The organism is Deinococcus aquatilis DSM 23025, assembly GCF_000378445.1.
GTDB lineage: Bacteria > Deinococcota > Deinococci > Deinococcales > Deinococcaceae > Deinococcus > Deinococcus aquatilis.
Genome location: NZ_KB899720.1, coordinates 37,155 through 63,291, shown reverse-complemented (window position 1 = coordinate 63,291; position 26,137 = coordinate 37,155). Strand labels below are relative to the sequence as shown.

Here is a 26,137-nt window from a genome sequence, read left to right as displayed (position 1 = left end):
AACCTCGGGTGCTAGGGGATCAAAGGCCGCCAAAGAACAAGGCCAAATTGTGAGCGGCAATTTTTCGGCAGACATGAGCGCGAATAGATCGGAAGGAATTGAGCTGCGGCAGCATCAACTGAAATGAACGATCCAGTCGAGAAAAAACCGCCTCAATGGTCTTTCTGACCCATCGCATGGCGCCCCACCAGGGGCGCGGTTGCTTCATGTTGCTCTTGGGTTGCGCGTAGACGCCACAGCCTTGATAGCCCCGATCACCGAGCACCAAGGCACCTTCGCCTGCGTTCAGGAGGGCACGCGCGAGGGGTGGATCGCTCTCATTTCCAGCAGCCAGAGCAAAGCGAACGATCATGCCATGATCGTCAATGATGGCATGCAGCTTGAACCCATAGAATCGACCTTTGACACCGTAACCCCCATGCCCACCGCGTCCACTGCCTGCCTCACTCATGGCTCGGGGTCGCGCGTAGCGCGTCCCCTTGCAGTGGACAAGCGGTTTGCTGTCAATGACGTACACGGTGTCGTCGTCGAAGTGGGGCAGTCTCAGCGCAAGGTCGGCGTAAATAGTTTCCAAATTCAACTGGATGCGCAGGTATCGACTGCGATCCGGTAAGCATGGAAACAGCGCCCGATACGTCGAACGCACTTGAGCCAACCATTTCTGCCCGGACACCTCACCGAGCAATTCCCCGACCAGTGCGATGGTCATCAGTTCGCTGTAACTCCCCTTCTGATTCGGTTCGTGGGGGAGCACAAATAAGCCGCTGCACGCAGCGGCTTGCACATAATCATCCACGTAGACGTAAATGAGGGTGAACAGGTCTTCAACGGTATTCTGGGCAAGCGGAAGTTCTTTGGTAGCCATACCGGAGCTTCCGCTTTCTCAGCTCCCCTGAGCTACCCCCTAGCACCCGAGGTTCTAAATAAATCGTACGGATTGCGGGAGTGAGCAGGGTCGTCTGGGCGCTCTCGATCACGGGCTGATCATTGGTGCTTATCTAAGCTGCCCATATGTCCGATTTACCCTCAGGCAGTTCCTGTGCAGAACACGTGCAGCAGGTCTTTTTGCTGCAAAGCGAGACTGGCGGCGGGTTTATTTTGACTGCCGACACTCTCCGGCAACTTCCGCCCTGGCCGGAGGGGGTCAGCGAATTACTGGGCAGCGTATCCAGCTTGGTGTACGCGCTGCCCGCGTTCCAGTCGGCGGGATTGGCTGCCGAAGCCAACGCTTTTCTGGAACGGGTCCTGGCCGAAATCGGAGAGCAACTGGAGGGCTGCACTGGGCGGCTGGAAAGAGGCAGCCAGATCATCTTCCTGGGTGCGCCGGGTAGCTTTGCCTGCGGATCGGTGCCGTGGACACAGCCTCAGCCGCTGAGTGCGTCCCGACTGGCCCCGCTCACCCTCCCCCTGCAGCCATCTCTGCACAGTACGGAATCACCCTACGACGATCCCTGGGAGCAGGCATCGGGGTGGGAACGCGCCCGCTGAGGAAGGCCGTTCACAGTTTCCGTATTACACTGACGCCCATGTCGTTTGCTGCCCCGCTGCCTGCCCTGTATCTGCTGCTGACCCTGGTCTGTGCCGCAGGACTGGGCACGCTGCTGCTGCGTCCGGGCGCGGCGCGGGCCGGGGCAGTCTGGGCAATCGCGGCCCTTCTTCCGCTGCTGGCCGCAACAACGGCGGCACTGACCGGGCAGGCGAGGGCCGAGCAGACCCTCAGCAGGTTCAGCGCCCAGCCAGTCACAGTCATGCTGATCAATCCGTCGGAGGGTGGCACGGACGCCCGCCCGGTCACACTGAATACCAACGACGCCGCCTGCCTGGAACGCAAGCTGCGCCTGATGACGCCCACCACGCGGGCCAGTCTTCAGGTCCCCGGACTGGCTCCCGTTCCCCTGTCGGCGGCCACCACCTTGCAGGGCCAGTTGCCCCCACAGACCATCACCGAGGCGCTGGAAGTCAGGGGAAACCTGAGTTGCGGGATCATCCGGGAAGAAAAGCGGTAGGCAGGAAGTGATCGATAAAGAAAGACGATTTTGTTGCCACTACTAAGGCATTCGGTCTCAGATGACGCCGGGTGACGGCTCTTTCCACTCCCCACCAAGGGAGTTTTGTCCTATTCCCCCAAGTAGCGCCGCAGGTCATCCAGATTGTGCGCTGTCCCGATCACGACCAATTTGTCGTGCGGGCGCAGGTCGTCTTCGGCGCGGGGGGTGACTTCTACCTTGCCGCCCCGGCTGATGGCAATGATCTGCACATTGAACCGCCCGGTGAGGTTCAGGTCGCGCAGCGTGCCCCTTAAACGCTCGTTGGCTTCGATTTCTACGATGGCGTAGTCGCCCCCCAGATCCAGCGTGTCCACGATGTTGGGGGTGGCAATCTGGCGGGCCAGGCGCACACCCATATCGTGTTCGGGCCGGATCACCAGATCGGCCCCAATGCGCTCCAGCACGCGGCGAGCCATCTCATCAATCGCTTTGGTGACGACATAGGGTGCGCCGAGGCTCTTGGCGTTCATGGTCGCCAGAATGTTGGCCTGCACATCGGTGCCGATAGCCACCACCACCACATCGAATTCAGAAGCACCGATGGCCCTCAGCGCCCGTTCGTCGCTGGCATCCACGACCGCCGCGTGCGTCACGAGGTTCATCACCCGTTCTACATTTTCCTCGTTCTGGTCGATGGCGACGACCTCATGCCCCATCTCGTAGAGGGTGGTGGCGACGGCAGTTCCGAAGCGCCCCAGGCCAATCACTAAACATTGTTTGGTTTTCATTTCAGCGGGTTTCCTTTTGTGGCCGAGAAAATACTGGGGAACAGTTCAGCCGATAATGATGTCTTTTTCGGGTGGATATTTGACCAATTCGGCGCTGTTACGCGAGTTGAAAGCCACGGCGAAGGTCAGCGGCCCGATCCGGCCCAGATACATCAGCAGAATCAGAATGACGTGCTGATCGGAGGCCATGATCGGAGTGGCATTCATACTGAGGCCCACCGTTCCGAAGGCACTGACCGTTTCAAAGAACATCTGAACGAATGTGACCTGTGGATTGGTATTAAAAATCAGCAGCAGCACGAACATGACATTCACGAGGCCGATGCTGAGCAGACCCACGGTCATGGCCCGGATCACGGTGTCCTGATCTATGCGGCGGCGAAACAGGTTAACTTCACCGCGCCCACGGACCATGCTCCAGGCACTTGCCATCATCACGTAAAAGGTGCTGGTTTTGATGCCGCCGCCCGTAGAGCCGGGGTTTGCGCCAATAAACATCAGGATGATGGTGATAAACAGGGTCGCCAGATTCATGGCCCCGTAATCCAGGCTGTTAAATCCGGCGGTACGGGTGGTCACACTCTGAAAGAAGGAGGCCAGCAATTTATCGCCGAAGCCCAGCGGCGCGAGGGTTTTGGGGTTGCTCCATTCCAGCAGCAGATACGTCAGGGTTCCGACGGCCAGCAGCACGCCCATCATGGTGAGAACCAGTTTGCTGTGAACCAACATGCGGTTACGGCGCGGATTGAGCAGATGGGCCACCACGTTCAGCTGCACCAGAAAGCCCATGCCGCCCAAAATAATCAGAAGGGCAATGGTCATGCTGACCAGGGGATCGCCCACAAAGCGCACCAGATTGTCGGAATACAGGGCAAATCCGGCGTTATTGAAGGCACTGACCGAGTGAAAAACCGAGTAGAACAGCCCCCGCCCCCAGCCTTCCAGCGGAACGAAGCGGAACGACAGCAGCACCGCGCCCGTCAGCTCTATCAGAAAGGTATAGAGAAAAATATTGCGAATCAGGCTGAGCACCCCGCCAACATCGAAGGCACTGACCTGCTGGGCCAGACGGATGCGCTCTGAAAAATTGACGCGTCGGCCAATGATCAGCGCAAAGACCGTGCCAAAGGTAATAATACCCAGTCCACCCACCTGAACGAGCAGCATGATGACCACCTGCCCCAACCGGTTAAAGGCCGTGCTGGGATCGACGACATTGAGACCCGTGACACACAGCGCACTGGTGGCCGTAAAAAGAGCCTGCAAAAAATTGATGTCGTGACCCGGCGTGTGCATGATCGGAAGTGCCAGCAGGCAGCCGCCCACCAAGATTGCCAGGGCAAACGACAGAGCGATCAGTTGCGGGGGGCTGATCCGCGACAGCAGCGGCTTCTTGATTCCTCCCGGTGTCGCGCCGCCCAGACCAGAGTTGCCAAGATTGGAGCCGGAGCGGGAACCTTCGGGCAACCGGGACGGGTTTGGGTCGGTTCGTGGGGGGCGCGTCATGGGGAACGGCGGATTCTACCACTGGCCCTGCCCCGTCGCCTGACCCGCCCCCCACCGGATACACCCCTGCCGACAGGCCCGCAACCAGGACGGATTAAGCCCGAAAGCCTAGAGCGGCACCGAACCCGTTATCCTGCATCCAATGACTAAGGACGGCAAGGGCAACAACGACAAAGGCCACGACAAGAAGGCGCAGCAATACGGCGTGACGCCTCAGAGCGTGGATTTTAACGACTGGTACAACGAGGTGGTCAAGAAGGCAGACCTGGCCGACAACAGCCCCGTTGCAGGTGCGATGGTCATCAAGCCCTACGGCTCGGCCCTCTGGGAAAACATCGTGCGCTGGCTGGATGACCGCTTCAAGGCCACCGGGCACGAATCTCTGGTATTCCCCACCCTGATTCCCATGAGCTTCATCATGAAAGAAGCCGACCACGTTGAAGGCTTTGCACCCGAGCTGTTTACGGTCAACAAGATCGGCACCGAAGTGCTGGCCGAGCCGTATGTCATGCGCCCCACCTCCGAAACCATCATCGGGCACATGTGGAGCGGCTGGCTGAATTCTTACCGCGACCTGCCCTTTTTGCACTACCAATGGGGCAGCGTATTCCGCGCCGAACTGCGGACCAAAGCCTTCCTGCGGACCAGCGAGTTTTACTGGCACGAGGGCCACACGGCGCATGTAAATGAACCCGAAGCGCGGGCCGAGGTGCGCCAGATGCTGGACATCTACCACGAGTTCTGCCGGGATGTGCTGGCCCTGCCCGTGGTACGCGGCGAAAAAACCGCCTCCGAGCGTTTTGCGGGCGCAGTGGCAACCTACTCGATTGAAGGCATGATGCGCGACGGCAAGGCGCTGCAATCGGGCACGTCGCATTATCTGGGCCAGAACTTTTCCAAAGCCTTCGACGTGAAGTTTCAGACCCGCGAGCAGAAGGAAGACTGGGCGCACACCACCAGTTGGGCCATTTCCAGCCGGATTATCGGTGCGCTGATCATGACCCACGGCGACGATCAGGGCCTGATCATGCCGCCCAACATTGCCCCCATTCAGGTGGTCGTGATTCCGGTGGGCCGCAAGGACAATTTTGACGAAATGGTGGCCGAGGGCGAGAAACTGGCCGCCGAATTACGGGCAACGGGCCTGCGCGTGAAGGTGGACAAACGCGACGGTGTCAGTAACGGCTTCAAGTACAACGACTGGGAACTGAAGGGCGTGCCCGTGCGCGTGGAACTTGGCCCCCGCGACCTCGAATCGGGCGTGGTAGTCGTCAAGAACCGCAACAGCAGCGACAAGGAAACCCTGGCCCGCGCCGATGCGGTGGGCGGCATGGTGGACCGTCTGGCCGGAATCCAGAGCTGGCTGCTGACCCGCGCCACCGATTTCATGCTGGAAAACACGGTGAGCGTGGACACCTACGAAGAATTTAAGGCCGCCATCGAAGCGGGCAAATGGGTTCGGGCCTTCCACTGCGGCGACCCCGAAAGCGAGCGCCAGATCAAGGAAGACACCAAGGCCACCGCCCGCAACATCCCACTGGACGACGCCGAGTTTTTTGCAGATGCCGAAGAAGGCGTATGCGTGCATACCGGAAAGCCTGCGGCGTATGGCAAACGGGTGATTTTCGGACGTCAGTACTGAGAAACCGGGTGTAGGAGGTGGGTGGTGGGGAGTGGGAAGGCGCGGTGAGCACAACGGTTGCCCTTCCTGCCCTCCTTCCCTCCACGCACTATCCTTGCTCCATGCTCCATGAATCCAGAACCGCTGGCCTGCATCTGGCGGTTGCAGCGGGGGCAGGGGCGCTGGTCTGGTTCCTGCTCACCGTCTTCGTGCCGCGTGGGTTGCCCTGGGAAGGTCGCGCCCTGCTGGGTTGGGCCGTGTTCTGCGCGGTCCACCTCAGCCGCCTGTGGATCATCATGCTGCGGGCTGACGGCGAGCGCACCCGCCGGATTGCCACCCGCGAAGACGATACCCGCGCCGTTGCTGCCTTTTTGACCACGCTGACGGCCCTGGTCAGCCTGGTCGGCGTGGGCTTTGCGCTGCATGAGGCTGGCCCGAAAGAAGGGCTGGACAAGACCGGCATGACCGCACTGGCGGTTCTGACGGTGGTGCTGTCCTGGCTCTTGGTGCACACCCAGTACACGCTGCACTACGCCCACCGCTACTACGACGACGGAGCACGCGGCGTCAATTTTCTGGAAGGAGAAGACGGCCTGCTGCAAGACCCCGATTACCGGGACTTTGCCTACCTGTCGTTCACCATCGGCATGACTTTTCAGGTCAGCGATACCAACCTGACCTCCAGAGCCATGCGCCGCCTGCTGTTGGGGCACGCCGTCTTGTCGTATGTGTTCGTGACCGTGATTATTGCGGTCACGATCAATGCTGTGGCCGGATTGGTTGGCTAAACAACCCCCGCCGCCGTGGCCGAACTGCATCAAAAGTTGCAACGCGGCCCGTAACAGCATCTAGACTGGGTTCAGGGGAATGCGTGCACAAAGAACGCCGACCCAGACGATGTTTTCATTCTTAGTGTTCAATCCAGCAACGCCTTGATACAACCAAAAGTTCCGCCTCAAAGAGGCGCGGTGAGTTGGTGTAGGGTGTACACTGTGGAACGTTAGACAGGCGGGAGTCTGCCTGAAACCCACCTCGTGAATCAATTCACAGGAATCTTGGGGGTTGCCCCAGCGGTTCCCCCACAGGAGCAAGTATATGAAGACCCTGATCCTCGGCGCTGGTTACGCAGGCCTTGCAGTTGCCACCAAAATGAAACCCCTTCCCGACCTGGAAACGCTGCTGGTCGAGCAAAACGCCTTTCATACCTTTGAAACGCGCCTGCACGAAGCTGCCGCGCACAACACCCGCGTGACCATGCCCCTCGCGCCCCTGCTGAAAGGCACCGGCGTGCATCTGGAGCAGGCGCAGGTGGAAGGCGTGAACCTGGACGATAAGGAAGTCACCCTGAAAGACGGGCGCGTCCTGACTTACGACACCCTGGTCGTGGGCCTGGGCAGCGTGACCAACTTCTACCGCATTCCCGGCCTTGCCGAAAACGCCAGCGAGCTGAAGCAACTCAGCGACGCCGACGAAATCTTTAACTACGTGAACCGCGTATTTGCCAACGATTACCACGGCAACCGCGACATCGTGGTGGGCGGTGCGGGCCTGACGGGTGTGGAACTCGTGACCGAACTCGCGCAGCGGGCCGAACTGCTGAGCAAGGAGCGCGGCCTCCCCCCCTTCAAGATTCATCTGGTGGAAGCTGGCCCCAAAATCCTGCCCATTCTGGATGAAGCCCTGCGCATGAAGGCCCAGAAGACGCTGGAAGAGTACGGCATCAACATTCTGGTCGGCCACCGACTGATGCAGGCCACCGCCGACAGCGTAACCGTGCAGACCGCGGAAGGCGAGCAGAAAGTCATTCCCGCAGGCAAGATCATCTGGACGGGCGGCATTCAGGCCCGCGACGTGGTCAAGGGCGAGAAGCTGGAAAAAGGCCCCGGCGGACGCATCGCTGTAGACGCAGAACTGCGGGCCAAGGGCTACCCCGATGTCTTTATTATCGGTGACATGGGCCTGGCGCTGAACCAGGAAGGCAAGCCGGTGCCGACCACCGCGCAGCACGCCGGACAGCAGGGCCGCCTGACGGGCAAGAACCTGATGCGCCTTGCCAAAGGTGAAGAGGTCGAAGCCTACGAACCCACCACTCTGGGCGAGTTCGTCAGCCTCGGCGGCCTGATGGCCGTGGGCTGGATGAAGCTTCCCTGGAACCAGAAACTGGCGATCACGGGCGGTCTCGCCCACGTGATGAAGCGGGCCAGCGAATGGCGTTGGCGAGCCAGCATCGACTGAAGCTGAGCAAAGAGCACCAGAGGGTCAAGCGGGCATTCTGCCTTGCTTGGCCCTTTTTTTGGCCTTCATGACCGAAATTCGTAGGGCGGGTATGGATGACATGGCATTGTGATGAGGCAAAGAAGAATCTGCACAACTGACCGGAGGGGATGCCGCGAAGGTGGATTTTGCCGCCCCACCCCCCCACCCCACCAGCGGCTCAAGCTGACCCCTGCCCTTTCAAGTTCCTAGCCCTTAGAATGCGTTTACTCATGGTACGTGGCGATCTGGCTGTTTTTCCTCTGTTGTCGGTGATGCAGATGCTGCTGTCTAGCGGGCGGGCAGGCCGTTTTAGCGTCGAGCACCCACGCGGCGGGACACTGTGGCTCGATCCCGGCGAAGTCATTCATGCCCAATCGGGCAATCTCAGCGGCGAGGCGGCCCTGCAAATGCTGGCGAGTCTGGACGGCGGCCAGTTTCAATTCGAGCCGAACCTGATTCCGCCGACCCGCACGCTGGCCCTGCGGCGAGACTCGACCCTGCGCCGCATGTTGGACGACAACGAAGCCTGGATCGTACTTCTGCGCTCCTTCCCGGACTGGGACAGACCTGTACGTTTTACAGCCCGCTGGAACGATACCCAACCTGTGACACGCAACCAATACCGCGCCCTGAGCCTGATCCCCGACGGCGTCGCCCTGCGTACTCTGCTTGACCGCAGCGGCCTTCCCCCCCGTCAGGTGCTCGATACGCTCAAACCCTTCCTGACGGCGGGCCTGATTGAAGTCGGCTAGAGACAGCCGTTGAGAAGACTGGTAGCGAGGAAAAGTGCGTGGTGGCCGAGTCACCAACGTTTGATGCAGGAGCCGCCCCTCTGCCAGAGGTTGACGGCTGGGCCAGATTCCGCAGCCGAGATGAGACTGCCATGCAGACGCTCTTGCCCAGGCACCCGCCAGCTCAGGCATGATAGGGGCAGTGGAGGATACGCATGAGCGCGATCACGTCTAGACCCGGCCCGCAGAATCAAGAGGGTACTGTGGGGCGAGCTGCACCGCCTGCCGCCGGAGCGCATCCCAGTTGGCAATACCAGGACCGTTTCGAGCTGTGGGTGGACTGGATGCAGCGCGGGCCGGGCGGCCACTGGCAACCGCACGAACCCGTATTGCAGCGGGCCTTCCGCACCCGCGAAGAAACCCTGTTACAGGCCGAACGTTTTATTCGGCGTGGTGATTTTCCGATGGGGCAGCGCAGCACCGGAGGCACCACCGCGCCCGTTACCCTGATGAAAAACCGCCGCACAGCCCTGCTTGAAGCCTTCCGCGAGGCTGAGGGCGACGGCGTGACCCTCATCCGCGAGGTGGTCTTCCCGGTGGGCGAATATGCGCTGGCCGTGAAGGTAACGCGCGAGCGCCTGCCCGATGAGATCCGCACCTCTTTTGAACAGGAGGCCAACCCACTGCGGAGCCTGGTCGGTCAGCAGGTCAAACTGACGGTCATGATTCAGCACCCTTACGATGTCCTGAGCCGCGCCTAAGGCCTGCTGGACATCGGTGACCGGAGCGCCCGCGTGGGAAGCGAGGTGCTGACCTTTCCGGTGGGAGTCAGCGTGACGGGGGTGCCCTACCGCTCGGTGACGGTGGCCGTGCCACGTGGATTCTTAAAAAAACCGTTGCTGTACCGCTTTGAAATCGCTGATCTGCCCACTGCGCCTGCCGCAGAGTGACGGCGCTTCTCTGGCCCGCCCCACGCCGTATACTGATGGAGCAGTGACCGGGAAGAGTATCTGGAATGTTCGTATCAGAATGTTCGGCCCCCACAGGAAGCCCCGCCGAGACTGAGAGCCGGGGCGGTCAGGCCACCAGAGAACGTCGCCCGCGAGCACGATGGCAGAACTTTTCCGCATGAGCTGGTGCGGAGAACAGTAGAGCCGTCCGGGTGCGCCCGCTACAGCGCAGCAAGAGCGCCCTGCATTCAGCAGGGAAGTGCGGTGGTACCACGGGATACAGAGCCTCACGTCTCGTCCGCGTCCGAAAGCAATTTCGGCGGACGAGGCGTTTTTTGTATTTATGCAACGTGGAACAGAAAGCTGGAGGTGAATTGGTGGTCACATTCTACAATTCCGAAGCTGAGGCAGGGGCCGACGCCCAGGCTCTGGGCCTGCGCGAAAAGGTACTTTGCTTCGTCTATCACGGACAATCGGTGCTGGTGTTCGATCATGCCGATGTGCCTGATGCGGGCGTGCAGGTTCCCGCGGGCGGCGTGGAAGCGGGTGAAACTCCAGCCGAAGCCGCACGGCGCGAACTGTGGGAAGAATCCGGCCTGACGCTCAGCACCTCGCACTTTCTGGCCGCCTACCGCTGGGAACTGCAACTTCCGGAACGGTTCACCCGCCAAGTTTGCTACGCCTTCGCTTTTGCCGCACCCGACGACTTGCCCCAAACTTGGATTCAGCATGCAGACGACCACCGTTTCGCCTTCCGCTGGGCCGACCTGAGACAACCCGAACTGGGCTGGGAAATGGACGCCGCGCTGCCCCACCTGCATTCTTACCTTGCCGAATCACACGCCCTGAATCAGCACGATCCAAACAGGAGCCTTGCCCATGACTGACCCCACCCCCGCCGACACCAGCCTGACCGACCCCATCTCCCCCGATACTGCGCCCGACCTCACCGAAAACACGTCGGCCCTTGCCAAGCAATTCGACCCCGCCGCCATCGAACCCGCTTGGGCCGGACGCTGGCGCAGCGAACCCTTCCGGGCCGATGCCAACAGCGGCAAGCCTCCCTTTACCATCGTGATTCCGCCGCCCAACGTGACCGGAAACCTGCACCTCGGGCACGCGCTGGACAACACCCTGATCGATACGCTGATCCGCTTCAAGCGCATGCAGGGCTTCGAGGCGCTGTATCTGCCGGGGATGGATCATGCGGGCATCGCCACGCAGGGAGTCGTCGAAAAGCAGCTTCGGGAAGGGGGCCAGTCACGCTTTGATCTGGGGCGCGAGGAATTCCTGAAACGCGTGTGGGACTGGAAAGGGCAGTCGGGCGGCGTGATTCTGAGCCAACTGACCCGCCTCGGCGTGAGCGTGGACTGGACCCGCGAGCGCTTTACGATGGACGAGGGCCTGAGCCGCGCTGTGCGTGCCCAGTTTGTGCGGCTGTATCACGAGGGGCTGGCCTACCGGGGAGAACGGATCGTGAACTGGGACCCGGCGGCCCAGACCACCCTCAGCGAACTGGAAGTAGACCGCGAGGAACGCAAGGGCAAGATGACCACGCTGGCCTACAAACTGGAAGACCCCACCCAGCCCGCCAGCAACGGTGAAATAGGGGAAATCCGAATTGCCACCGTGCGCCCGGAAACGATTTTTGCCGATCAGGCCATCGCCGTACATCCCGAAGACGACCGCTTTAAGCACCTGGTGGGCCAGCAGGCGCGGATTCCTCTCACGGGCCGCCTGATTCCGATCATTGCCGACGAAGCCGTAGAAATGGGCTTTGGCGTGGGCGCACTGAAAATCACGCCTGCCCACGACGCCACCGACTTCGAGGTGGGCGAGCGGCATGGACTGGCCCGCCCCAGCGTCATCGACCTGTACGGCAACCTGACTTCCGACCTCGTGCCGGACGCCTTCCGGGGCATGGAACGCTTTGCCGCACGCAAGGCCGTGACCGCCGCACTGGTCGAAAGTGGCGACCTGATCGAGGAGCGCGACCACATCACCGCCATCGGCCTGAGCGAGCGCACCAAGGTTCCGGTGGAGCCGATCATCAGTACGCAGTGGTACGTGAACGTGAAACCGATGGCCGCCAAGGTGCTGGAGGGGCTGGACCGGGGCGAAATCACGCTGACGCCGGAGCGCTACGCCAAGGTGAACCGCGACTGGCTGGAAAATATCCGTGACTGGAACATCAGCCGCCAACTGTGGTGGGGCCACCAGATTCCCGCGTGGTACGACGAGGAAGGCAACGTGTACGTGCCCGACCCCGAGAACCCGGAACTGGACTGCGACCAAGACCCGCGCTACGCCCACCTGACCCTGCGCCGTGACCCCGACGTGTTCGACACCTGGTTTTCTTCCAACCTGTGGCCCTTTTCCACGCTGGGCTGGCCCGACACCGACAGCGAGGATTTCCGCAAGTTCTACCCGACTCAGGTACTGGTCACGGGCTACGACATCCTGTTTTTCTGGGTGACGCGCATGGAAATGGCCGGATACCACATGACCGGGCAGGCTCCCTTCGGCACGGTGATGCTGCACGGGTTGTACCTCGACAGCAAGGGCCAGAAGATGTCCAAGAGCAAGGGCAACGGCATCGACCCGGTGGCTCTGTTCGACCAGTACGGCGTGGACGCCTGCCGCTTCGCCTTTGCCAGCCTCAGCACGGGCGGGCAGGATATTCGCCACGATCCGCGCCGCTTCGAGCAGGGGCGCAACTTTGCCAACAAGCTCTGGAACGCCTCCCGCTTTGCGCTGATGCGAATCGGGGAAGCCGCGCCCACACTGACCGGAGACGACAGCCTGACCCGCTACGTGCGGAGCGCCACCGAGCAGGCCGACCTCCACGGCTCTGATCCGCTGCGTTCCGGCGACGCCCTGACCACCCTGAAGGCCCGCGCCGACCTCACGCTGGCAGACCGCTGGATCATCAGCCGCCTGAACGCGGTGACGGCGGAAGCGACGGCCCACCTGCACGCCTTCGACATCGGCGCGGCCATTCGCACGCTGTACGCCTTTACTTGGGATGAGTTCTGCGATTGGTACATCGAGGCGGCCAAGCCCACGCTCAGCAGCGGCAACCTCGGCACGCTGGCAACGCTGAAGGCCGTGCTGGAGCATATTCTGAAGCTGCTGCATCCCTTCATGCCCTTTGTCACCTCGGAGGTGTACGCGGCCCTCGGCCACCGCCGCCAACTGGCGCTGCACTCCTGGCCGCAGGAAAACCCCGTGCTGCACGACGAAGCAGCCACCCGCGCCTTTGCCGCCCTGCGCGGAGCCGTGAGCGCCGCCCGTAGCCTGAAAGCTGAGCTGGGCCTCGCCCCGCAAGACCGCCTCGGCATGGCCGTGGAAGGCGAGCAGGCCGCGCTGGTGACTCAGAATGCAAGGGTCGTGGAAACCATCGCCCGCGTGACGCTGGTGCCCACGCTGGAAGGCCGCACCCTCAGCGCCGTGGAGCAGGGTGTGATCATCCGCGCCCCGCTGGAAGGCACCGTGGACGTGCAGGACTGGCTGGGCAAGCAGCGCAAACGCCTGACGGAACTCAGCAAGCAGATTGGGCAGGCGCAGGGCAAGCTGGACAACGCCGGATTCGTGGCCCGCGCCCCCGCCGAAGTGATCGAGGAAGAAAAACGCCGCGTGCAGGACTTCGGCCTTCAGAAAGAACGACTGGAGCAGGTGCTGGCGCAGTTCGCCTAAGCCCTGAGCTTGACCAGATCGCCCCCGTGCCGGAAGGTGTCGGGGGTGGTTGGTTCAGGCGTGCTCCGATTGCCACCCAACCCCTTGCCAAACGTCATCCAGCCCAAAACGTCATCCAGCTCTGGCAATCAGGCTGACCTGCAGCGCGATAATCTTGCGGAGTTCGGCTTCATCCTGAATCTCTGACTTGAATGCTTTGAGCGAGGTCATCAGCAAAAATGCCAGATCCTCTGCGGCGTCACGCCCGTGCCTGATCAGGAGGCCGCTCAGGAAGTGGCGAAAATCGGCGTACAACTGGGTCACTGCGCCAAATCTGGTATCGAACAGGTCGGCGGCGTCCGGGTACGTGCTGGCAAGCTGCCTGCCTCTTAAAATCCACTGCAGGCAGGCGTGGTTCAGTTGGCTTTCCAGATCAGGGAGGGCGTCCACCTCGGCGGCGAGTTGCTGGAGGCCCTGCTCGCTCATCCAGCAGATCACCGCTTTAAACAGGTCCTGCTTGTTGGAAAAGACCAGATACAACGCGGGGCGCGACATCCCCGCCGCCTGCGCGAGATCGCCCATGGTCGTGCGGCCATAGCCGTAGCGGGCAAAAACCTCGTAGGCTTGCTGGATTACAAATTGGCGTTTGAGGTCTTGGGTCATGGGGGATGTTGGCCGTGATCGGGCGCTCTCCGTACCAGTAGAGCACACTATTGACAAATTCTGTCATGACGTCAATACTAACCACCAGGCAAGTCTGACAAATTGATAAAAAGTGTCAAAGCGATTTAAAGCCCCATCCTTTACCCCCTTTCCTTCAGGAGAATTCCCATGCCCAAAACCATCTTTATTACCGGAGCTTCCACTGGCCTGGGCCGCGCCACCGCCCTCCTCTTTGCCGAGCAGGGCTGGAACGTCATTGCCACCATGCGGACCCCCGAAAACGGCGCAGACCTCGCCGCACACAGCAACATCACCGTGCTGCCCCTTGACGTGACCAACCCCGAGCAGATCAAAAGCACTGTGGCGCAGGCTCTTGCACAGGCCGATGTGGACGTGGTGTTTAACAATGCGGGCTACGGCCTAGCTGGCCCCCTTGAAGGCATGACCGATGCCCAGATGGTGCGCCAGATCGACACCAACCTGCTGGGCGTCATGCGGGTCACGCAGGCGTTTTTGCCGCACCTGCGCGTCAGGGGATCAGGGGTCATCGTCACGACCACCTCTATCGGCGGGCTGGTCACTTTCCCCATGAACTCGGCCTACCACGCCACCAAATGGGCGCTGGAAGGCTGGAGCGAAAGCCTCGCCTTTGAACTGAAACGCTTCGGGATTGCCGTGAAAACTGTGTCTCCCGGCGGCATCAGCACCGATTTTGCCAACCGCTCGCTGGATATGGCGGCGCACGAAGCCTACGCCGAGGACATGCAGAAAGTGTGGGCCGTGTTCTCCGATCCCACCCGCGAACTCGGAAGGTCTACCGCCGAACAGATCGCCGCCGTGGTCTGGGAAGCCGTGACCGACGGCAAAGAAAAACTGCGGTATGTGGCGGGCGCAGATGCTCAGGCCGTGTATGCCCAGCGCTTGCAAGTGGGAGACGAAACCTTCCGCGCAGCCATCCGCCAGAACTTCTTGGGCGACTGAACGAAAACACTCCGTTGATTCTTGTACCAAAACTGGATGGCAACCCAACACTCTGGGGCTTGCCATCCAGTTTTTGTCTTACCTCAGCAGCCGCTCGACCAATCCCGGTAGCAGGCGGTAGATATTGACGCCGCAGACCTCATCGAAGTGGGCTTTGAGAGCCAGTTGCGCCCGCCATTTTTCCGGGGTGCGCCCGTTGACGGTGTAGCGCAGGGCCACATCCAGCAGCCGCTCATGGATGGTGCAAAAGCCGTCTGGGAGGGCCAGCATGTCGCACAGTTGCAGCAGGCGATCTTCTTCCGACAGGGTGACGGGTGCCAGCAATAGCCCCAGGCGGGCCAGTTCATCGGGGGTGCCGTCCCAGGGGCCTTGCAGGGTTGCCAGATCGGGAATGGCGAAGGAATGGGTCAGGGCGATTCGGGCCGCATCTTCGTAGCCCAGCGCCGTTAAAAAGTCGTAGCCGTCCAGAATGTGCCGGTCACGGTTTGGCCCGGTGCGCCGCCCGATGTCGTGCAGCAGCCCCAGCGTATGCATCCGCTCCGGGTCGAGGGCGGGATGCTGCTCTGCAATGTACTGGGCGGCCATCGCCACATGGCGCGAGTGCGGCACCCAAGCGCCGGGGTTCAGGGCTTCGGCCTCCAGCAAGAGCTGCTCGGCCACCTCGCGGGCGGGAACGGTCAACTCCGGCTCCATGCGGCGGCCTGTGCCAGAGCTTCTGCGGCGCGGTCTATCTCGGCCTCAGTGGTGGCCCGCCCAAAAGAAAAGCGCAGACTGGCGCGGGCGTCGGATTCAGATAAACCGATGGCGGTCAGCACATGGCTGGGCTGCATGGTTCCGGCGGCACAGGCACTCCCGGCACTCGCGGCGATGCCCAGCATGTCCAGATTCATCAGCAGGGCTTCTCCGTCGGCCCCCGGCAGCGTGACCGACACGACTTTGGGGCTGCCTTCCGGTGGATGGTTGACGCGCAGGTCGGGAATGCCCGAGATACGTTCCAGAAAACGCGCTCGCGACGCCGACAGGTGGGCAAAAGTGGCTTCCCGCTGCTCCTCGGCGTGGGTGAGGGCCACACCCGCCGCGTACACGCCCGCCGTGTCCTGTGTGCCGGGGCGCAGGCCGCCTTCCTGCCCGCCACCCAACGTGATGGCAGGCAGCACCGTGCCGCGCCGCACGTACAGGAAGCCCACGCCACGCGGTCCGCCCCATTTGTGGGCGCTGATGGTGGCAAAGGTCACGCCCCACGCGGCCACATCCATCTTCAGCACGCCGGGAGCCTGCACCGCGTCGGAGTGGTAGGGCACGCCCCCCGCAGCAGCCACCGCAGCCAGCGCGGGCGTGTCCTGTACGGTGCCGATTTCGTTGTTGGCGTGGTGAATACTGATCAGGGCGGTATCGGGGCGCAGAGCCTCGGCCAACTGGTCGGGATGATAACGGCCATGCGGGTCGGGGGCCAGAAACGTGACGGCCCAGCCCTGCGCGGCCAGCCAGCGGGCGGGGGCCAGCACCGCCGAATGCTCGGTGGGCGTGGTGATCAGGTGGCCGGGTGTGCCGTGTTTTTCCTGCCACGCCCGCGCCATGCCCAGCACGACATGGTTGTCGCCCTCGGTACCGCCACTGTTGGCGATCAGGTTGCGGGGATCGGTGTTCAGGGCAGCGGCCACCCGCGCCCGCCCTTCTTCCAGCCGCTCGCGGGCCGCCTGCCCCGCGCCGTGCACGCTGGCCGGATTGCCCGGAAGCGCCGCCGCCTGTGCATAGGCCGCCAGAGCCTCCGGGGTCATGGGATGGGTGGCCGCGTAATCGAGATAGATCATCTGAGCTTCAGTGTGCGCCAGTTGAGTCTGCGCCAAACGTCAGGGCGTCACGGTGGCGTAATCCTGCCCGTCTCGGCGGATCAGGAATACGGTATCGCCGCGCACAGCTAGGGCACTCTTGCTGGCGGTGGCTCCAGCCAGTTGACCGCTATCGGTGGCCGACAACACCTCGCGCTCTCCGTCCAGATCGCGCACCACGATGGTGTAACTTCCGGCAGGCAGATCGGTGGGAAAGGTGTACTGGAAATTGATACTGCGGGAAGCCGGGGTATTGGCATCTGGGGTCGCCTCGCTGGCGGGCGGGGTGGCCGGGATGGTGTCGGGCGTGACGGGTTGGGCGTCAGGCACCACCGGATCGGGCGTCGTCTCAGGCACCGGCTCGGGCACGGATTCGGGCGTGGGATCAGGTTGGGCAGGTTGCTGCACGGGGGTTTCAGGCTGCTGCACCGACGGTACATAGGGCGGCGGCAGGGGCAGACTTCCGGCAGGCAGGCTGGGAGCGGTATAGCGGGCTGTGGCGACGGTCAGCGTCACTGGGCTACCCACCGCCACGCGCACGTACGGCGCAGGCGTCTGCTCCAGCACGGTGTTTTCGGTGCGGTCGCTGGCCTGCTGCGCCACCTTGGTCACCACCAGTCCGGCGGCGCGGGCGTGCTCGCGGGCCTGCGCGTAGGTCATGCCCGTCAGGTCGGCAATCCAGGTTTCCTTGCCCTGCACTCCCGTAGACACCATGATCTGCACCGATTGACCGCGCTGCATGGTCGCGCCGGGTTCGGGCAACTGCGCGATGATGCGGCCCTCCGGAGTATTGGTCAGGCTGCCGTCCACCTTGACCACCTTGCCCAGCGCCAACGACAGGTCACGCAGGGCGGCGCGGGCCTGCGTGGGCGTCAGTTCTTCCAGCCTCGGCACGGTCAGCGGGGGCGGATTGTTGACGGTCAGCACGACCTGACGGCCCACAGGCAGGTTGGTTCCGGCCACCGGATCCTGGCGAATCACTGCGCCCACGGGCAGGCCCGCACTCTCTCCATCGGTGTATTCCACCAGAAAGCCGTCCTTGGCAAGTGCACCAGCCGCCGTCTGGGCATTCTGGCCCGTCACAGATGCGACCTCCCGCACTGGGGGATTCAGGTACACCTGCGCGGCCTGCGCCCCAAGGTAGGCTGCGCCGCCCAGAAACAGCAGCCCCGGAATAAAGGTGAGCCACGCACCCGGCTGCCGCTTGCGCCTGATTTTACCGCCCAGCAGCGGAACCAGCGCCGCCTGATTGAGCGAGGCCACCTCTTCGGGAGTGCGGTTGGGCGGAGCGGGGCGCAGGTAGGCCACACGCGGCTCCAGGCCGTCCAGCACCACATCGGCGTCATTCAGGGCAAAGCCGTTTTCGGCCAGATTCGCGGTGAGTTCGCGCAGGGCCTCCACGGTTTCTTCCTGCTTTTTGGGCTGGGCCAGCAGATCGGCCAGCGGCAGCCCCGCCACCGGTTGCCACACCGCGTAGTACGCTCCGGGCCGCGCCACCACATCAGTCAGGCCCGCAGGCTGCACAGCTCTGAGGGCCGTGCGGTACGCATGAAAACTCTGACGATCGGCGGGCGTACTCACATCGAACCACGCCACCCGCCGCGTCACGCCCTCGCCTGCCCGTACCTCGCTGACCGTGACGTTGCCTTCCCGCGAAACCTCGCGCACGACCTCGTATTTGCCGTCAATGACTGCCGGAGGCGGCAGCGCTCCGAGGTTTTGTTGTGAGCGTGGTTCTGGGCCAGTCATGCGGGGAATAGCATAGCGCGGGGAGGGGGAAGTGGTAAGTGGGTTGTGGTGAGTAGGATCGTAGTGGGTGGATCGTCGAGCGTGGGAACGGCGCAGGTGGGAATGAGGGCTGTAGGTTGTTGGGTGTGGGCTGTGGGCAAACCCTAGAGATTCATTTCACATCTTTACGATCCACCCCTAAAACCCCACTCCCCTGACCACCCAATACGCCGCGAATCCGCCCAGAATGCCGGGAGCAAGGCTGCCCGTGCGCCACATCAGCAGGCCGCCTACCATGCAGGCCACCAGGCGGCGGGGCCATTCGGGGCTACCCAGCACTTCGGGCACCACAAGGGCGGCAAACACGCTGACCGGTACGAATTGCAGAAACGACAGCCAGAAGGGAGGCAGATGCAGGCGGCCCAAACTCAGACCCAGCCAGCGCACCGGGTAGGTCACGGCCCACATCAGAAAGATGACCAGCAGCACGCTCATGCCTGGGCCTCCTGCGGTTGGTTACGGGAAGAGAGCAGCGCCCCCAGCAACGCCCCACCAATTCCAGCCAGCAAAATCACCAGACCGCCCGGCAAAAAGCGCGACAGGCCCCACGCCCCCAGCCCCGACGCCAGCGCCACCAGCACGGTCACGCGGCTCTTCAGCAGCGGCACCAGCAAACCCAGAAAGGCCAGCGGAAACACGACGGCCACGCCCAGCGCCGCCGGATCGGGCAGCACCGCGCCTGCCAGTGCGCCCACCAACGTAGACAGATTCCAGATGAAATACAGGCTCAGTTCCGCGCCCAAGAGGAAAGCGAAGCTGAGGCCCCCGGCTTCCTGCGGCCCGCGCACCACCGCCACCCCGTAGGCTTCATCGGTCAGGAATTGGGCAGCCAGCACCCGCTGAGGCCGGGTCAGCGGCAGCGTGCGCGAGAGGCTGAGGCCGTACAGCACATGCCGCGCATTCAGGAGGGCGGTGGTGGCGACGATACCCAGCGCATTGGCTCCGCTGGCAAACAGCCCCGCCGCCGCGAATTGCGACGCGCCCGCGAACACGGTGACGCTCATCAGTTGCGTTTCCAGCACGCCGAGGCCCGCTGCCCGCGCCGTGACCGCGTAGGCCACCGCAAAAGGAACCATGCCCAACCACAGCGGCATCAGCGCACGGAACCCCCGCCAGAAGGGGGGCCAGAAGGCGGAGGGCGGGGCCGCAATGGGAAGAGACACGCCCCAAAGGGTACGCCCTGACATGTCTGGTGAGGGCCACCCTGCCCACTTCCCCACCCCCTTGACCCTCCCGCCGCGTCAGCCCCTACGCTGTGGGCAAGAGGAGGTGAAAGAGCATAAGACAGAGCATCAGCACGCAACATCCAGCAGAAACGGATTCAAGTTGGACGGTGGGCGAACTGTCCAGGCTGGCCCGCGTCAGCATTCGCACGCTGCACCATTACGACGAACTGGGGTTGCTGAAACCATCCGCCCGCACGGAAGGCAATTACCGCCTGTATGGAGTGGATGACGTACAACGCCTGCACCGGATTCTGATGTTCAGAGAACTGGGCCTGAGCCTGCACCGTATCCGCGCCGTGCTGGACGACCCCGACGCCGACGAACTGGAAACCCTGAAACTTCAGCGCCGCCTCTTGCAGGAGCAGGCCAGACGCAATCAGGCCATGCTGGACGCCCTTGAAACCTTACTGGCCGCCGCCGAAGGAGAGAAAACCATGACCAGAGAAGACCTGAGCAAATTGTTTGACGGCTTCGACCCCGCCGAGTACGAACAGGAAGCCAAAGACCGCTGGGGCGAAACCGACGCCTACAGGCAGAGCGCCGAGCGCGTGAAACGCTACACCCAACAGGATTGGGAAGGCATCAAGACAGAAATGGGGGCCATCACTGCGGCCTACCTTGCCCTGATGGACGCAGGCACACCGCCCGAGTCGCCCGAAGCCGGGGCAGTGGTGGCCCAGCATCACGCGCACCAGTGCCGCTGGTATTACGATTCCTCGCCCAGCATGTTTGCCAACGTCAGCGAGATGTGGGTGAACGATCCCAGATTCACCCAAAATATCGACAAGGCACGGGCGGGACTGGCGGCTTATCAGGCGCGGGCGGTGCAGGCATGGGCCAAAGAACTGTAAGTGATCAGTAGTGAGTGGTGGTGGCAAAAGCAGGGCCGCAACAGAAATCAAGTTGCGGCCCTGCTTTTGCCTTGTCCACTGACCACTACCCACTCACTGCCTTTAAATCACCCGGCGCGATACCAGCGCTTCTCCCCGGCTGACGCGGCGTTCCAGCACCCGGATCAGGCGCGTGAGGATAAAGGTCAGCAGGAAATACACCACCGCCAGCACCGCATAGACCTCGAATTGGCGGTAGGTGACGCCCGTGATGTATTTGCCCTGTGCAAACAGCTCTTGCAGGGTCACGGCGCTGGCAAGGCTGCTGCCCAGAATCAGGCTGATGAATTCGTTGCCGAGGGCGGGCAGCGCCACGCGCCACGCCTGCGGCAGCACCACGAAGCGCAGCGATAGCCCCCGCGACAGCCCCAGACTGCGGGCGGCTTCAATCTGGCCCAGCGGCACACTGTTCAGGCCGCCGCGCACGATTTCGGAGGTATAGGCCGCCGAGTACAGCCCCAGCGCAATCACTGCCGCCGGAAATCCGTCCAGGGTCAGGCCCAGCGCGGGCAGGCCGTAATACACCACTGACAGCAGCACGATCAAGGGAATGCCGCGCACCACCTCGACGTACACGTTGCCCAGCACGCCCAACACCGGAACCCGGAACACGCGCACCACGCCCAGCAGCGTGCCCACCACCACCGACACGCCCAGCGCACACAGACTGACGGCCAGCGTGACCCCCAGCCCCGACAACAACAGGCGCGGATACTCTCCGGCAAAAATCGTACGGAAGCCTTCTAGCAACGCGGCCATCAGATCAGGATACGGGGCGGCGGGCTACCAGAGCGAATGTCCATCTGACCTGCGTTGCGGCTCCCAACATGTACCCCAAATCAGCTTCGGCTCACCGCGCCCTGACAGCAGACGGATAAACTGAAGGCGTCGGACTGCTGCACGCGGGCCACGCGCTTCAAATGCGCCCAGCCCCGTGACCGTTCCTGCACGAAGTCCGTGCGGCGAGACTGTGCAGTCTGCTCTCCCCTCCAGCCCAAGCCCCTGTTTGCGGGTGCGGCCTACAAGGAAGCGTGAAAGTACGTGTCGGCAACAATTTTTTCTGGGCAGAACAAACGGGTTCCTTTGCTTCCCGCTGCACTGATCGACTGGCTCTACGTCCGTTCCTGGACCTAGCGGGCTTCTCGGCCCTGCCGTCAGGCCTGCCGGAACCATCTTCGGCGAGCAGAACGAAAACCTATTAAATTTTTTTGCAAGTCGCCCAGAATCCCACTAACCGAGGATTCGGGCAAAGGATTGGTGTAGTTATGCGGTCTTGGATCGCGCTGTTTACGGCCATCACATTTGAAGTGACGGGCACACTGTCGTTAAAACTCTTCTCTATGCAGACGCCGGGGCTGGAACTGCTGATCACGTATGCCTTCCTTGCCGCGTCGTATGTGCTGCTCTCCAAAGCCTTCCGGCAGATTCCGGTGGCGGTGGCGTTTGCCGTGTGGGAGGCGGTGGGTCTGGTGCTGATCACAGGCCTGGGCGTGCTGCTGCTGGGCGAACACCTGACGCCGACGCATGGGCTGGCGCTGGTGGGGTTGCTGGTGGGCGCGGCCCTGCTGCACCGGGGCACGGTGGAAGGCCACCCGGTAGAACGCCAGTCTAGCCTCATGACCCCTCTGACCGGAGAAGCAGCATGACCCCATTTGCCCTGTTGCTGATCGTGGGCGCAGTGACGCTGGACGTGCTGGCAAACGTGCTTCTCAAGCGGTCGGACGGATTCCGGCATAAGGGGCTGGGGGTGGCGGCGGTGGCGCTGGTGCTGCTGGCCTTTACGCTGCTGGGTGTGGCGGTTCGTGAGGTGCCGGTGGCCGTGGCCTACGCCGCGTGGGGCGGGTTGGGCATCGTGACCACCGCCCTGCTCAGTCGCCGCCTGGACGGAACCCGCCTGACCCCAACCGCTTGGGCAGGCCTGGCCCTGATTCTGGGCAGTGTGGCGCTGCTGCATTCGCACGGGTAAAGCAGACCTGCGCTACTGAATGCCCTGCCATCAATCCCCCGTCACGTTGCCCCGCTAGACTCGGCCCATGCTGCGTGTTGCCCTTCCTCTGTCCGTGTTGCTTGCCGCCTCTGCCCATGCCGCGCCCGTCCGGGTGGAGTTCTGGCACGCCATGGACGGCGTACAGAGCAAAGTCAGCGACTATGCCCGCGAATTCAACCGCTCTCAGACAGAATACGAGGTGGTTCCGACCTCGCTGGGCAATTACCGCGAGCTGTTGCCCCGCCTGCAAATGGCGCTGAAGACGGGCAAGGCTCCGGCGTTGGTGCAGTTGGAATACACCCAGTTTTCTCAGGTGGCCGCAGATGGGCAACTGGCCGACCTGACCAAAGCCGTGGACGCGCTGCCTGACGCCTTCACCCGCGATTTTTCGCCCGCCGTCTGGAAGGCTGGAGAGTCCGGCGGGCGGCGTGTGGGCCTGCCCTGGAACGTGAGTGTACCCGTGCTGATGTACAACGCGGGCGCCCTGAACCGCGCCAAAATTACGGCCCCCGATACCTGGACACAGCTGGAAAGTGCCAGTCGCAAACTGGCGGGCGGCAGCAAACGGCCTCTGGTGGTGGCCGCCGACGCCTGGACCTTCGAGGCCAACGTACTGGCACGCGGCGGCAGCCTCAGCAGCGGCACGCAGCCCACGCTCAACAGTCCCGACGCCCTGGAAGCCCTGACCCAACTGGCCCGCATGAGCACCACCGGACTGGCCCAACCCCGCACGCTGAACGAGGCCACCCGCGCCGCCTTCGACTTTGCACGCGGGCAGAATACCTTCGTGCTGGCAAGCGTCGCCAACTGGGTGGACGCCAAAAAACTGCCCTTTTTCAACCTGGGTATTGCACCCTTTCCGTGTGAGAAGGTGGGCAACTGCACGGTGCCGCTGGGCGGCGCAAACCTGGCGGTGCCGCGCGGCACGCCCGCAAACGAGCAGGCCGGAGCGCTGGCTTTCTGGGGTTTCCTGATGGAAGCCCCCAGGTTGGCCGATTGGGTCAAAACCACCGCCTATGCCCCGCCCCGCCGCGCCGCGACTCCGCTGCTGGCCGACTGGTACGCCAAAAACCCTCAGCTCCGGGCCGCCCACGAGCAACTGGGCCGCGCCGTGCCCCGCCTGAATACGCCCGATGCAGGACAGTGGGCCAGTTACCTCGAAGACGCGATCATCAAGGCCACGACGGGCAAAATGACAGCGAAAGCGGCGCTGGACGAGGCTCAGGCCAAGGCACTGAAGTGATTTGATGGTGGAGGGTAGAACGTGGATCGTGGTTAAAGATTTTCCACGATCTACGATCCACGTTCCCTAGCCCGCCATGGCTTCCCGCAACAACTCGCTGATCCGGCTCAGGCAGCGGCTGTACTTTTTGGCATAGGCGCCGTGCCGGTAGGTTTCGTCGAACAGGGTGTTCAGGGGCGCTCCGGTCATGGCGGCGGGCAGGCCGAGGTCGTACAGCTTGTCTATGAAGTGCACGAACCGCAGGGCCACATTCTGATCGGACATCGGGGCCAGATCGTGGATACCCACCGCCCCCACGCCCGCCAGCATCTTGGCAAAACGGCTGGGATGCACGTCCAGCAGGTGCCGGTTCAGATCGCGGTGAGAGGTGAGCGCCAGGGTGGCCCGGTCTTGCCTGGCCTGCCACACGGCCCATTCTGCGGGAAGCAGCGGGCCTTCCGGGGCGGTACCGCGCTGGCGGTAATCGGGGCCGTCTACCCGGTGGGTCTCAAAACGGCTGGCAATGCCCTGAATCTGGCGCTGAAAGTCGGAGGCGTTGAAGCGGCCCTGACCCAGTGCGCCGGGTTCGGTGTTGCTGGTCGCCACCACGCTGGTTCCGGCGGGCATCAGTTGGCCTAGAAAGGTGTTTGCCATGTGGGTATTGCCGGGATCGTCCAGCTCGAATTCGTCGATCAGAAGCAGTTGGTGGCCCCGGAAGGCCTCCACCGCCCGCACCATGCCCAGCGACCCGATGATGTACATCAGGTCCTGAAAGCTCATGAGGGCACGGACCCCCTGAGCCGCGTGGTAGGTGCTGGCAAGCAGGTGCGTTTTGCCCACGCCGAAGCCGCCGTCCAGATACAGCCCCCGCCCCTCCGAGCGCGTTTTGCGAAACAGCCGAAAGCCGCCGGGCCGCACCTGTGCCCCCTGCAAAAAAGCCTGCAAACTGGCCCGCGCCTCCGCCTGACTGGAAAAATCGGGGTTGGGCCGGTAATTGTCGAACCGCACGTTCTTAAACCGGGCATTGGGCGTCAGGCCCGCCGTCAGTTCTTCGGGCGACAGGCTGGGATTGCGGGCCAGCAGATCAATCATGGGAGCTGCGGTAACGCACCGCGTTTGGTCAGTGGTGAGTGGTCAGTGGTGAGTGGAAAAGACGTACTGGCTGGAGAAGCTGAACTGTGGACCAAGCCAGAACCCGTGACGCCGCTGATCTGAACGAGGCCCAAACCGATAGGGCGGTGCCTCCGATCTACACTCCACGCTCCACCCACCTCACCGGTGAACATCCAGCTCCACCTTGTAATTGCCGCGCCGCGTTTCGTTAACCACACGCTTGAAGTCGATGCGGCCCAGTCCCTCGGCGCTGAGGCTGTCTCCCTCGCGGATGTCGCTGCTGGCGCGGGCAGGCTGACCGTTCAGGCGCACCTTGCCGCCCTCGATCCCCTGCTGAAAATAGGCGCGGCTCACGCCGAAGCCCTTGGCCCCCACCACATCCACACGCATGGAGGGCACCACCACTTCACGCACGCGGCTGCTCTTGCCTGCGCTTTCGCCCACGTCCTCCACGTCCAGGCCGCGCCCGCCCAGTTCGGTCAGGGCGGCCAGGGTCTGCGCGGCCTTGCCCGTAGCGGCGATCAGAAAAGCGCCCCGGTCTTCGCGCACGTCTCCGATCTGCTCTTCTTTCAGCTCCAGCTTCCGCAGTTGCACAGTCAGGTCTTGTACGTCCCACACGGGCGCGGCCTCTTCAGGCATCACGCGCAGCACGGTCACGCCGCTGTCTACTTCTGGAATATGGGCCGGATAGATGGTCAGGATCACGCGCCGCGCATCGGGAAAGCCGCCCGCGATCTTGTGGCGCACCTCGTCGTCTTGCAGCAGGCGGCGGTCTATCTCGTCGCCGTCTACGAATGGCGTACGGACCACGCGCCCGCCCCGCGCCTGCGCGACCAATGTGCCAAGTTTCTGCTTCATGGAGGCAAGATAGCGCCCCAGCACGCTGCTGGCCCAGTGCGCCCAGTAAGCATGCTGGCCCATGC

The 26,137-nt window shown here is 62.8% G+C and carries 27 protein-coding genes; 15 read left to right on the top strand and 12 right to left on the bottom strand.

Annotation, left to right across the window (positions count from 1 at the left end):
• Positions 1–19 precede the first annotated feature (19 nt).
• Positions 20–865, bottom strand: a complete 846-nt coding sequence (locus F561_RS0114725; protein WP_019010328.1) for a transposase — start codon at positions 863–865, stop codon at positions 20–22.
• A 146-nt stretch (positions 866–1,011) separates the two neighbouring features.
• Here F561_RS0114725 and F561_RS0114720 point away from each other — a divergent pair, with 146 nt between their 5' ends.
• A complete protein-coding gene (locus F561_RS0114720) occupies positions 1,012–1,488 on the top strand; it encodes a hypothetical protein (RefSeq protein WP_157451893.1) in 477 nt (158 codons plus the stop codon).
• Positions 1,489–1,526: 38 nt separating this feature from the next.
• Positions 1,527–2,006, top strand: coding sequence for a hypothetical protein (locus tag F561_RS0114715; RefSeq protein ID WP_040380882.1), 480 nt, complete (start codon positions 1,527–1,529; stop codon positions 2,004–2,006).
• A gap of 110 nt (positions 2,007–2,116) precedes the next feature.
• Here F561_RS0114715 and F561_RS0114710 read toward each other — a convergent pair whose 3' ends face one another.
• On the bottom strand, positions 2,117–2,776 hold the full coding sequence (locus F561_RS0114710) for a potassium channel family protein (RefSeq protein ID WP_019010725.1): 660 nt from the start codon (positions 2,774–2,776) through the stop codon (positions 2,117–2,119).
• Between the two features lie 45 nt (positions 2,777–2,821).
• Positions 2,822–4,282: a TrkH family potassium uptake protein gene (locus F561_RS0114705; protein WP_083922460.1), complete on the bottom strand. Its 1,461-nt coding sequence runs from the start codon at positions 4,280–4,282 to the stop codon at positions 2,822–2,824.
• Positions 4,283–4,424: 142 nt separating this feature from the next.
• Between F561_RS0114705 and proS the strand changes: the two genes are divergently transcribed.
• The 8 genes from proS (at position 4,425) to F561_RS0114665 (ending at position 13,536) form a co-directional block, all read left to right on the top strand.
• The gene (gene proS, locus F561_RS0114700; protein ID WP_019010723.1) at positions 4,425–5,924 is read left to right on the top strand and encodes a proline--tRNA ligase; all 1,500 of its coding nucleotides are present in this window, start codon (positions 4,425–4,427) and stop codon (positions 5,922–5,924) included.
• Between the two features lie 101 nt (positions 5,925–6,025).
• Entirely contained in the window at positions 6,026–6,691 is a 666-nt protein-coding gene (locus F561_RS0114695) for a DUF1345 domain-containing protein (RefSeq protein WP_019010722.1), read from the top strand.
• A 307-nt stretch (positions 6,692–6,998) separates the two neighbouring features.
• A complete protein-coding gene (locus F561_RS0114690; RefSeq protein WP_019010721.1) occupies positions 6,999–8,138 on the top strand; it encodes an NAD(P)/FAD-dependent oxidoreductase in 1,140 nt (379 codons plus the stop codon).
• A gap of 251 nt (positions 8,139–8,389) precedes the next feature.
• Positions 8,390–8,911 (top strand): DUF4388 domain-containing protein, encoded by a 522-nt coding sequence (locus F561_RS0114685; protein WP_019010720.1) that lies wholly within the window; start codon positions 8,390–8,392, stop codon positions 8,909–8,911.
• 194 nt (positions 8,912–9,105) lie between these two features.
• The gene (locus F561_RS0114680) at positions 9,106–9,651 is read left to right on the top strand and encodes a hypothetical protein (protein ID WP_157451892.1); all 546 of its coding nucleotides are present in this window, start codon (positions 9,106–9,108) and stop codon (positions 9,649–9,651) included.
• Positions 9,652–9,684: 33 nt separating this feature from the next.
• Entirely contained in the window at positions 9,685–9,840 is a 156-nt protein-coding gene (locus tag F561_RS28910) for a hypothetical protein (protein WP_019010718.1), read from the top strand.
• Positions 9,841–10,217: 377 nt separating this feature from the next.
• Positions 10,218–10,727 carry an NUDIX hydrolase gene (locus F561_RS0114670; RefSeq protein ID WP_051096937.1) on the top strand — a complete coding sequence of 170 codons (510 nt, stop codon included), beginning with the start codon at positions 10,218–10,220 and terminating at the stop codon, positions 10,725–10,727.
• Positions 10,720–13,536 carry a valine--tRNA ligase gene (locus F561_RS0114665; RefSeq protein ID WP_019010716.1) on the top strand — a complete coding sequence of 939 codons (2,817 nt, stop codon included), beginning with the start codon at positions 10,720–10,722 and terminating at the stop codon, positions 13,534–13,536. Before F561_RS0114670 ends, F561_RS0114665 begins: the two co-directional genes overlap by 8 nt.
• Positions 13,537–13,647: 111 nt before the next feature.
• Here the strand turns inward: F561_RS0114665 and F561_RS0114660 are convergent, their stop codons facing one another.
• Positions 13,648–14,178, bottom strand: a complete 531-nt coding sequence (locus F561_RS0114660) for a TetR/AcrR family transcriptional regulator (protein WP_019010715.1) — start codon at positions 14,176–14,178, stop codon at positions 13,648–13,650.
• A 168-nt stretch (positions 14,179–14,346) separates the two neighbouring features.
• On the opposite strand from F561_RS0114660, the gene F561_RS0114655 reads away from it, so the two are divergent.
• Positions 14,347–15,159 carry an SDR family oxidoreductase gene (locus F561_RS0114655; RefSeq protein WP_019010714.1) on the top strand — a complete coding sequence of 271 codons (813 nt, stop codon included), beginning with the start codon at positions 14,347–14,349 and terminating at the stop codon, positions 15,157–15,159.
• Between the two features lie 78 nt (positions 15,160–15,237).
• Here the strand turns inward: F561_RS0114655 and F561_RS0114650 are convergent, their stop codons facing one another.
• The 5 genes from F561_RS0114650 to F561_RS0114630 form a co-directional block, all read right to left on the bottom strand.
• On the bottom strand, positions 15,238–15,840 hold the full coding sequence (locus tag F561_RS0114650; RefSeq protein WP_245556530.1) for an HD domain-containing protein: 603 nt from the start codon (positions 15,838–15,840) through the stop codon (positions 15,238–15,240).
• A complete protein-coding gene (locus tag F561_RS0114645) occupies positions 15,837–16,970 on the bottom strand; it encodes a cysteine desulfurase family protein (protein WP_026298935.1) in 1,134 nt (377 codons plus the stop codon). Before F561_RS0114645 ends, F561_RS0114650 begins: the two co-directional genes overlap by 4 nt.
• A 39-nt stretch (positions 16,971–17,009) precedes the next feature.
• Positions 17,010–18,737 (bottom strand): PASTA domain-containing protein, encoded by a 1,728-nt coding sequence (locus tag F561_RS0114640; RefSeq protein ID WP_019010711.1) that lies wholly within the window; start codon positions 18,735–18,737, stop codon positions 17,010–17,012.
• A 177-nt stretch (positions 18,738–18,914) separates the two neighbouring features.
• Positions 18,915–19,211, bottom strand: a complete 297-nt coding sequence (locus F561_RS0114635; RefSeq protein ID WP_019010710.1) for an AzlD domain-containing protein — start codon at positions 19,209–19,211, stop codon at positions 18,915–18,917.
• Positions 19,208–19,870: an AzlC family ABC transporter permease gene (locus F561_RS0114630; protein WP_019010709.1), complete on the bottom strand. Its 663-nt coding sequence runs from the start codon at positions 19,868–19,870 to the stop codon at positions 19,208–19,210. The genes F561_RS0114635 and F561_RS0114630 overlap by 4 nt, the downstream gene beginning before the upstream one ends.
• A gap of 239 nt (positions 19,871–20,109) precedes the next feature.
• Between F561_RS0114630 and F561_RS0114625 the strand changes: the two genes are divergently transcribed.
• Positions 20,110–20,853: a MerR family transcriptional regulator gene (locus F561_RS0114625; RefSeq protein WP_019010708.1), complete on the top strand. Its 744-nt coding sequence runs from the start codon at positions 20,110–20,112 to the stop codon at positions 20,851–20,853.
• Positions 20,854–20,955: 102 nt separating this feature from the next.
• Here F561_RS0114625 and F561_RS0114620 read toward each other — a convergent pair whose 3' ends face one another.
• The gene (locus tag F561_RS0114620) at positions 20,956–21,651 is read right to left on the bottom strand and encodes an amino acid ABC transporter permease (RefSeq protein ID WP_019010707.1); all 696 of its coding nucleotides are present in this window, start codon (positions 21,649–21,651) and stop codon (positions 20,956–20,958) included.
• A gap of 506 nt (positions 21,652–22,157) precedes the next feature.
• Here F561_RS0114620 and F561_RS0114615 point away from each other — a divergent pair.
• From F561_RS0114615 to F561_RS0114605, 3 genes are all read left to right on the top strand, one after another.
• Positions 22,158–22,538, top strand: a complete 381-nt coding sequence (locus tag F561_RS0114615; protein ID WP_019010706.1) for a DMT family transporter — start codon at positions 22,158–22,160, stop codon at positions 22,536–22,538.
• Positions 22,535–22,858, top strand: a complete 324-nt coding sequence (locus F561_RS0114610) for an SMR family transporter (protein ID WP_019010705.1) — start codon at positions 22,535–22,537, stop codon at positions 22,856–22,858. Before F561_RS0114615 ends, F561_RS0114610 begins: the two co-directional genes overlap by 4 nt.
• 67 nt (positions 22,859–22,925) lie before the next feature.
• Positions 22,926–24,122, top strand: coding sequence for an ABC transporter substrate-binding protein (locus tag F561_RS0114605; protein WP_019010704.1), 1,197 nt, complete (start codon positions 22,926–22,928; stop codon positions 24,120–24,122).
• Positions 24,123–24,188: 66 nt separating this feature from the next.
• On the opposite strand, the gene zapE is transcribed toward F561_RS0114605, so the two are convergent.
• Together zapE and F561_RS0114590 are read right to left on the bottom strand one after the other, a co-directional pair.
• On the bottom strand, positions 24,189–25,193 hold the full coding sequence (gene zapE / locus F561_RS0114600) for a cell division protein ZapE (RefSeq protein WP_019010703.1): 1,005 nt from the start codon (positions 25,191–25,193) through the stop codon (positions 24,189–24,191).
• A 180-nt stretch (positions 25,194–25,373) separates the two neighbouring features.
• Positions 25,374–26,072: a S4 domain-containing protein gene (locus tag F561_RS0114590; RefSeq protein ID WP_026298932.1), complete on the bottom strand. Its 699-nt coding sequence runs from the start codon at positions 26,070–26,072 to the stop codon at positions 25,374–25,376.
• Between the last annotated feature and the right edge of the window lie 65 nt (positions 26,073–26,137).

Bases quoted from the DNA above. Each gene is read 5' to 3' on its own strand.
- F561_RS0114725 (WP_019010328.1), bottom strand. From the start codon at position 865: ATGGCTACCAAAGAACTTCCGCTTGCCCAGAATACCGTTGAAGACCTG.
- F561_RS0114720 (WP_157451893.1), top strand. From the start codon at position 1,012: ATGTCCGATTTACCCTCAGGCAGTTCCTGTGCAGAACACGTGCAGCAG.
- F561_RS0114715 (WP_040380882.1), top strand. From the start codon at position 1,527: ATGTCGTTTGCTGCCCCGCTGCCTGCCCTGTATCTGCTGCTGACCCTG.
- F561_RS0114710 (WP_019010725.1), bottom strand. From the start codon at position 2,776: ATGAAAACCAAACAATGTTTAGTGATTGGCCTGGGGCGCTTCGGAACT.
- F561_RS0114705 (WP_083922460.1), bottom strand. From the start codon at position 4,282: ATGACGCGCCCCCCACGAACCGACCCAAACCCGTCCCGGTTGCCCGAA.
- proS (WP_019010723.1), top strand. From the start codon at position 4,425: ATGACTAAGGACGGCAAGGGCAACAACGACAAAGGCCACGACAAGAAG.
- F561_RS0114695 (WP_019010722.1), top strand. From the start codon at position 6,026: ATGCTCCATGAATCCAGAACCGCTGGCCTGCATCTGGCGGTTGCAGCG.
- F561_RS0114690 (WP_019010721.1), top strand. From the start codon at position 6,999: ATGAAGACCCTGATCCTCGGCGCTGGTTACGCAGGCCTTGCAGTTGCC.
- F561_RS0114685 (WP_019010720.1), top strand. From the start codon at position 8,390: ATGGTACGTGGCGATCTGGCTGTTTTTCCTCTGTTGTCGGTGATGCAG.
- F561_RS0114680 (WP_157451892.1), top strand. From the start codon at position 9,106: ATGAGCGCGATCACGTCTAGACCCGGCCCGCAGAATCAAGAGGGTACT.
- F561_RS0114665 (WP_019010716.1), top strand. From the start codon at position 10,720: ATGACTGACCCCACCCCCGCCGACACCAGCCTGACCGACCCCATCTCC.
- F561_RS0114660 (WP_019010715.1), bottom strand. From the start codon at position 14,178: ATGACCCAAGACCTCAAACGCCAATTTGTAATCCAGCAAGCCTACGAG.
- F561_RS0114655 (WP_019010714.1), top strand. From the start codon at position 14,347: ATGCCCAAAACCATCTTTATTACCGGAGCTTCCACTGGCCTGGGCCGC.
- F561_RS0114645 (WP_026298935.1), bottom strand. From the start codon at position 16,970: ATGATCTATCTCGATTACGCGGCCACCCATCCCATGACCCCGGAGGCT.
- F561_RS0114640 (WP_019010711.1), bottom strand. From the start codon at position 18,737: ATGACTGGCCCAGAACCACGCTCACAACAAAACCTCGGAGCGCTGCCG.
- F561_RS0114635 (WP_019010710.1), bottom strand. From the start codon at position 19,211: ATGAGCGTGCTGCTGGTCATCTTTCTGATGTGGGCCGTGACCTACCCG.
- F561_RS0114630 (WP_019010709.1), bottom strand. From the start codon at position 19,870: ATGCCGCTGTGGTTGGGCATGGTTCCTTTTGCGGTGGCCTACGCGGTC.
- F561_RS0114620 (WP_019010707.1), bottom strand. From the start codon at position 21,651: ATGGCCGCGTTGCTAGAAGGCTTCCGTACGATTTTTGCCGGAGAGTAT.
- F561_RS0114615 (WP_019010706.1), top strand. From the start codon at position 22,158: ATGCGGTCTTGGATCGCGCTGTTTACGGCCATCACATTTGAAGTGACG.
- F561_RS0114610 (WP_019010705.1), top strand. From the start codon at position 22,535: ATGACCCCATTTGCCCTGTTGCTGATCGTGGGCGCAGTGACGCTGGAC.
- F561_RS0114605 (WP_019010704.1), top strand. From the start codon at position 22,926: ATGCTGCGTGTTGCCCTTCCTCTGTCCGTGTTGCTTGCCGCCTCTGCC.
- zapE (WP_019010703.1), bottom strand. From the start codon at position 25,193: ATGATTGATCTGCTGGCCCGCAATCCCAGCCTGTCGCCCGAAGAACTG.
- F561_RS0114590 (WP_026298932.1), bottom strand. From the start codon at position 26,072: ATGAAGCAGAAACTTGGCACATTGGTCGCGCAGGCGCGGGGCGGGCGC.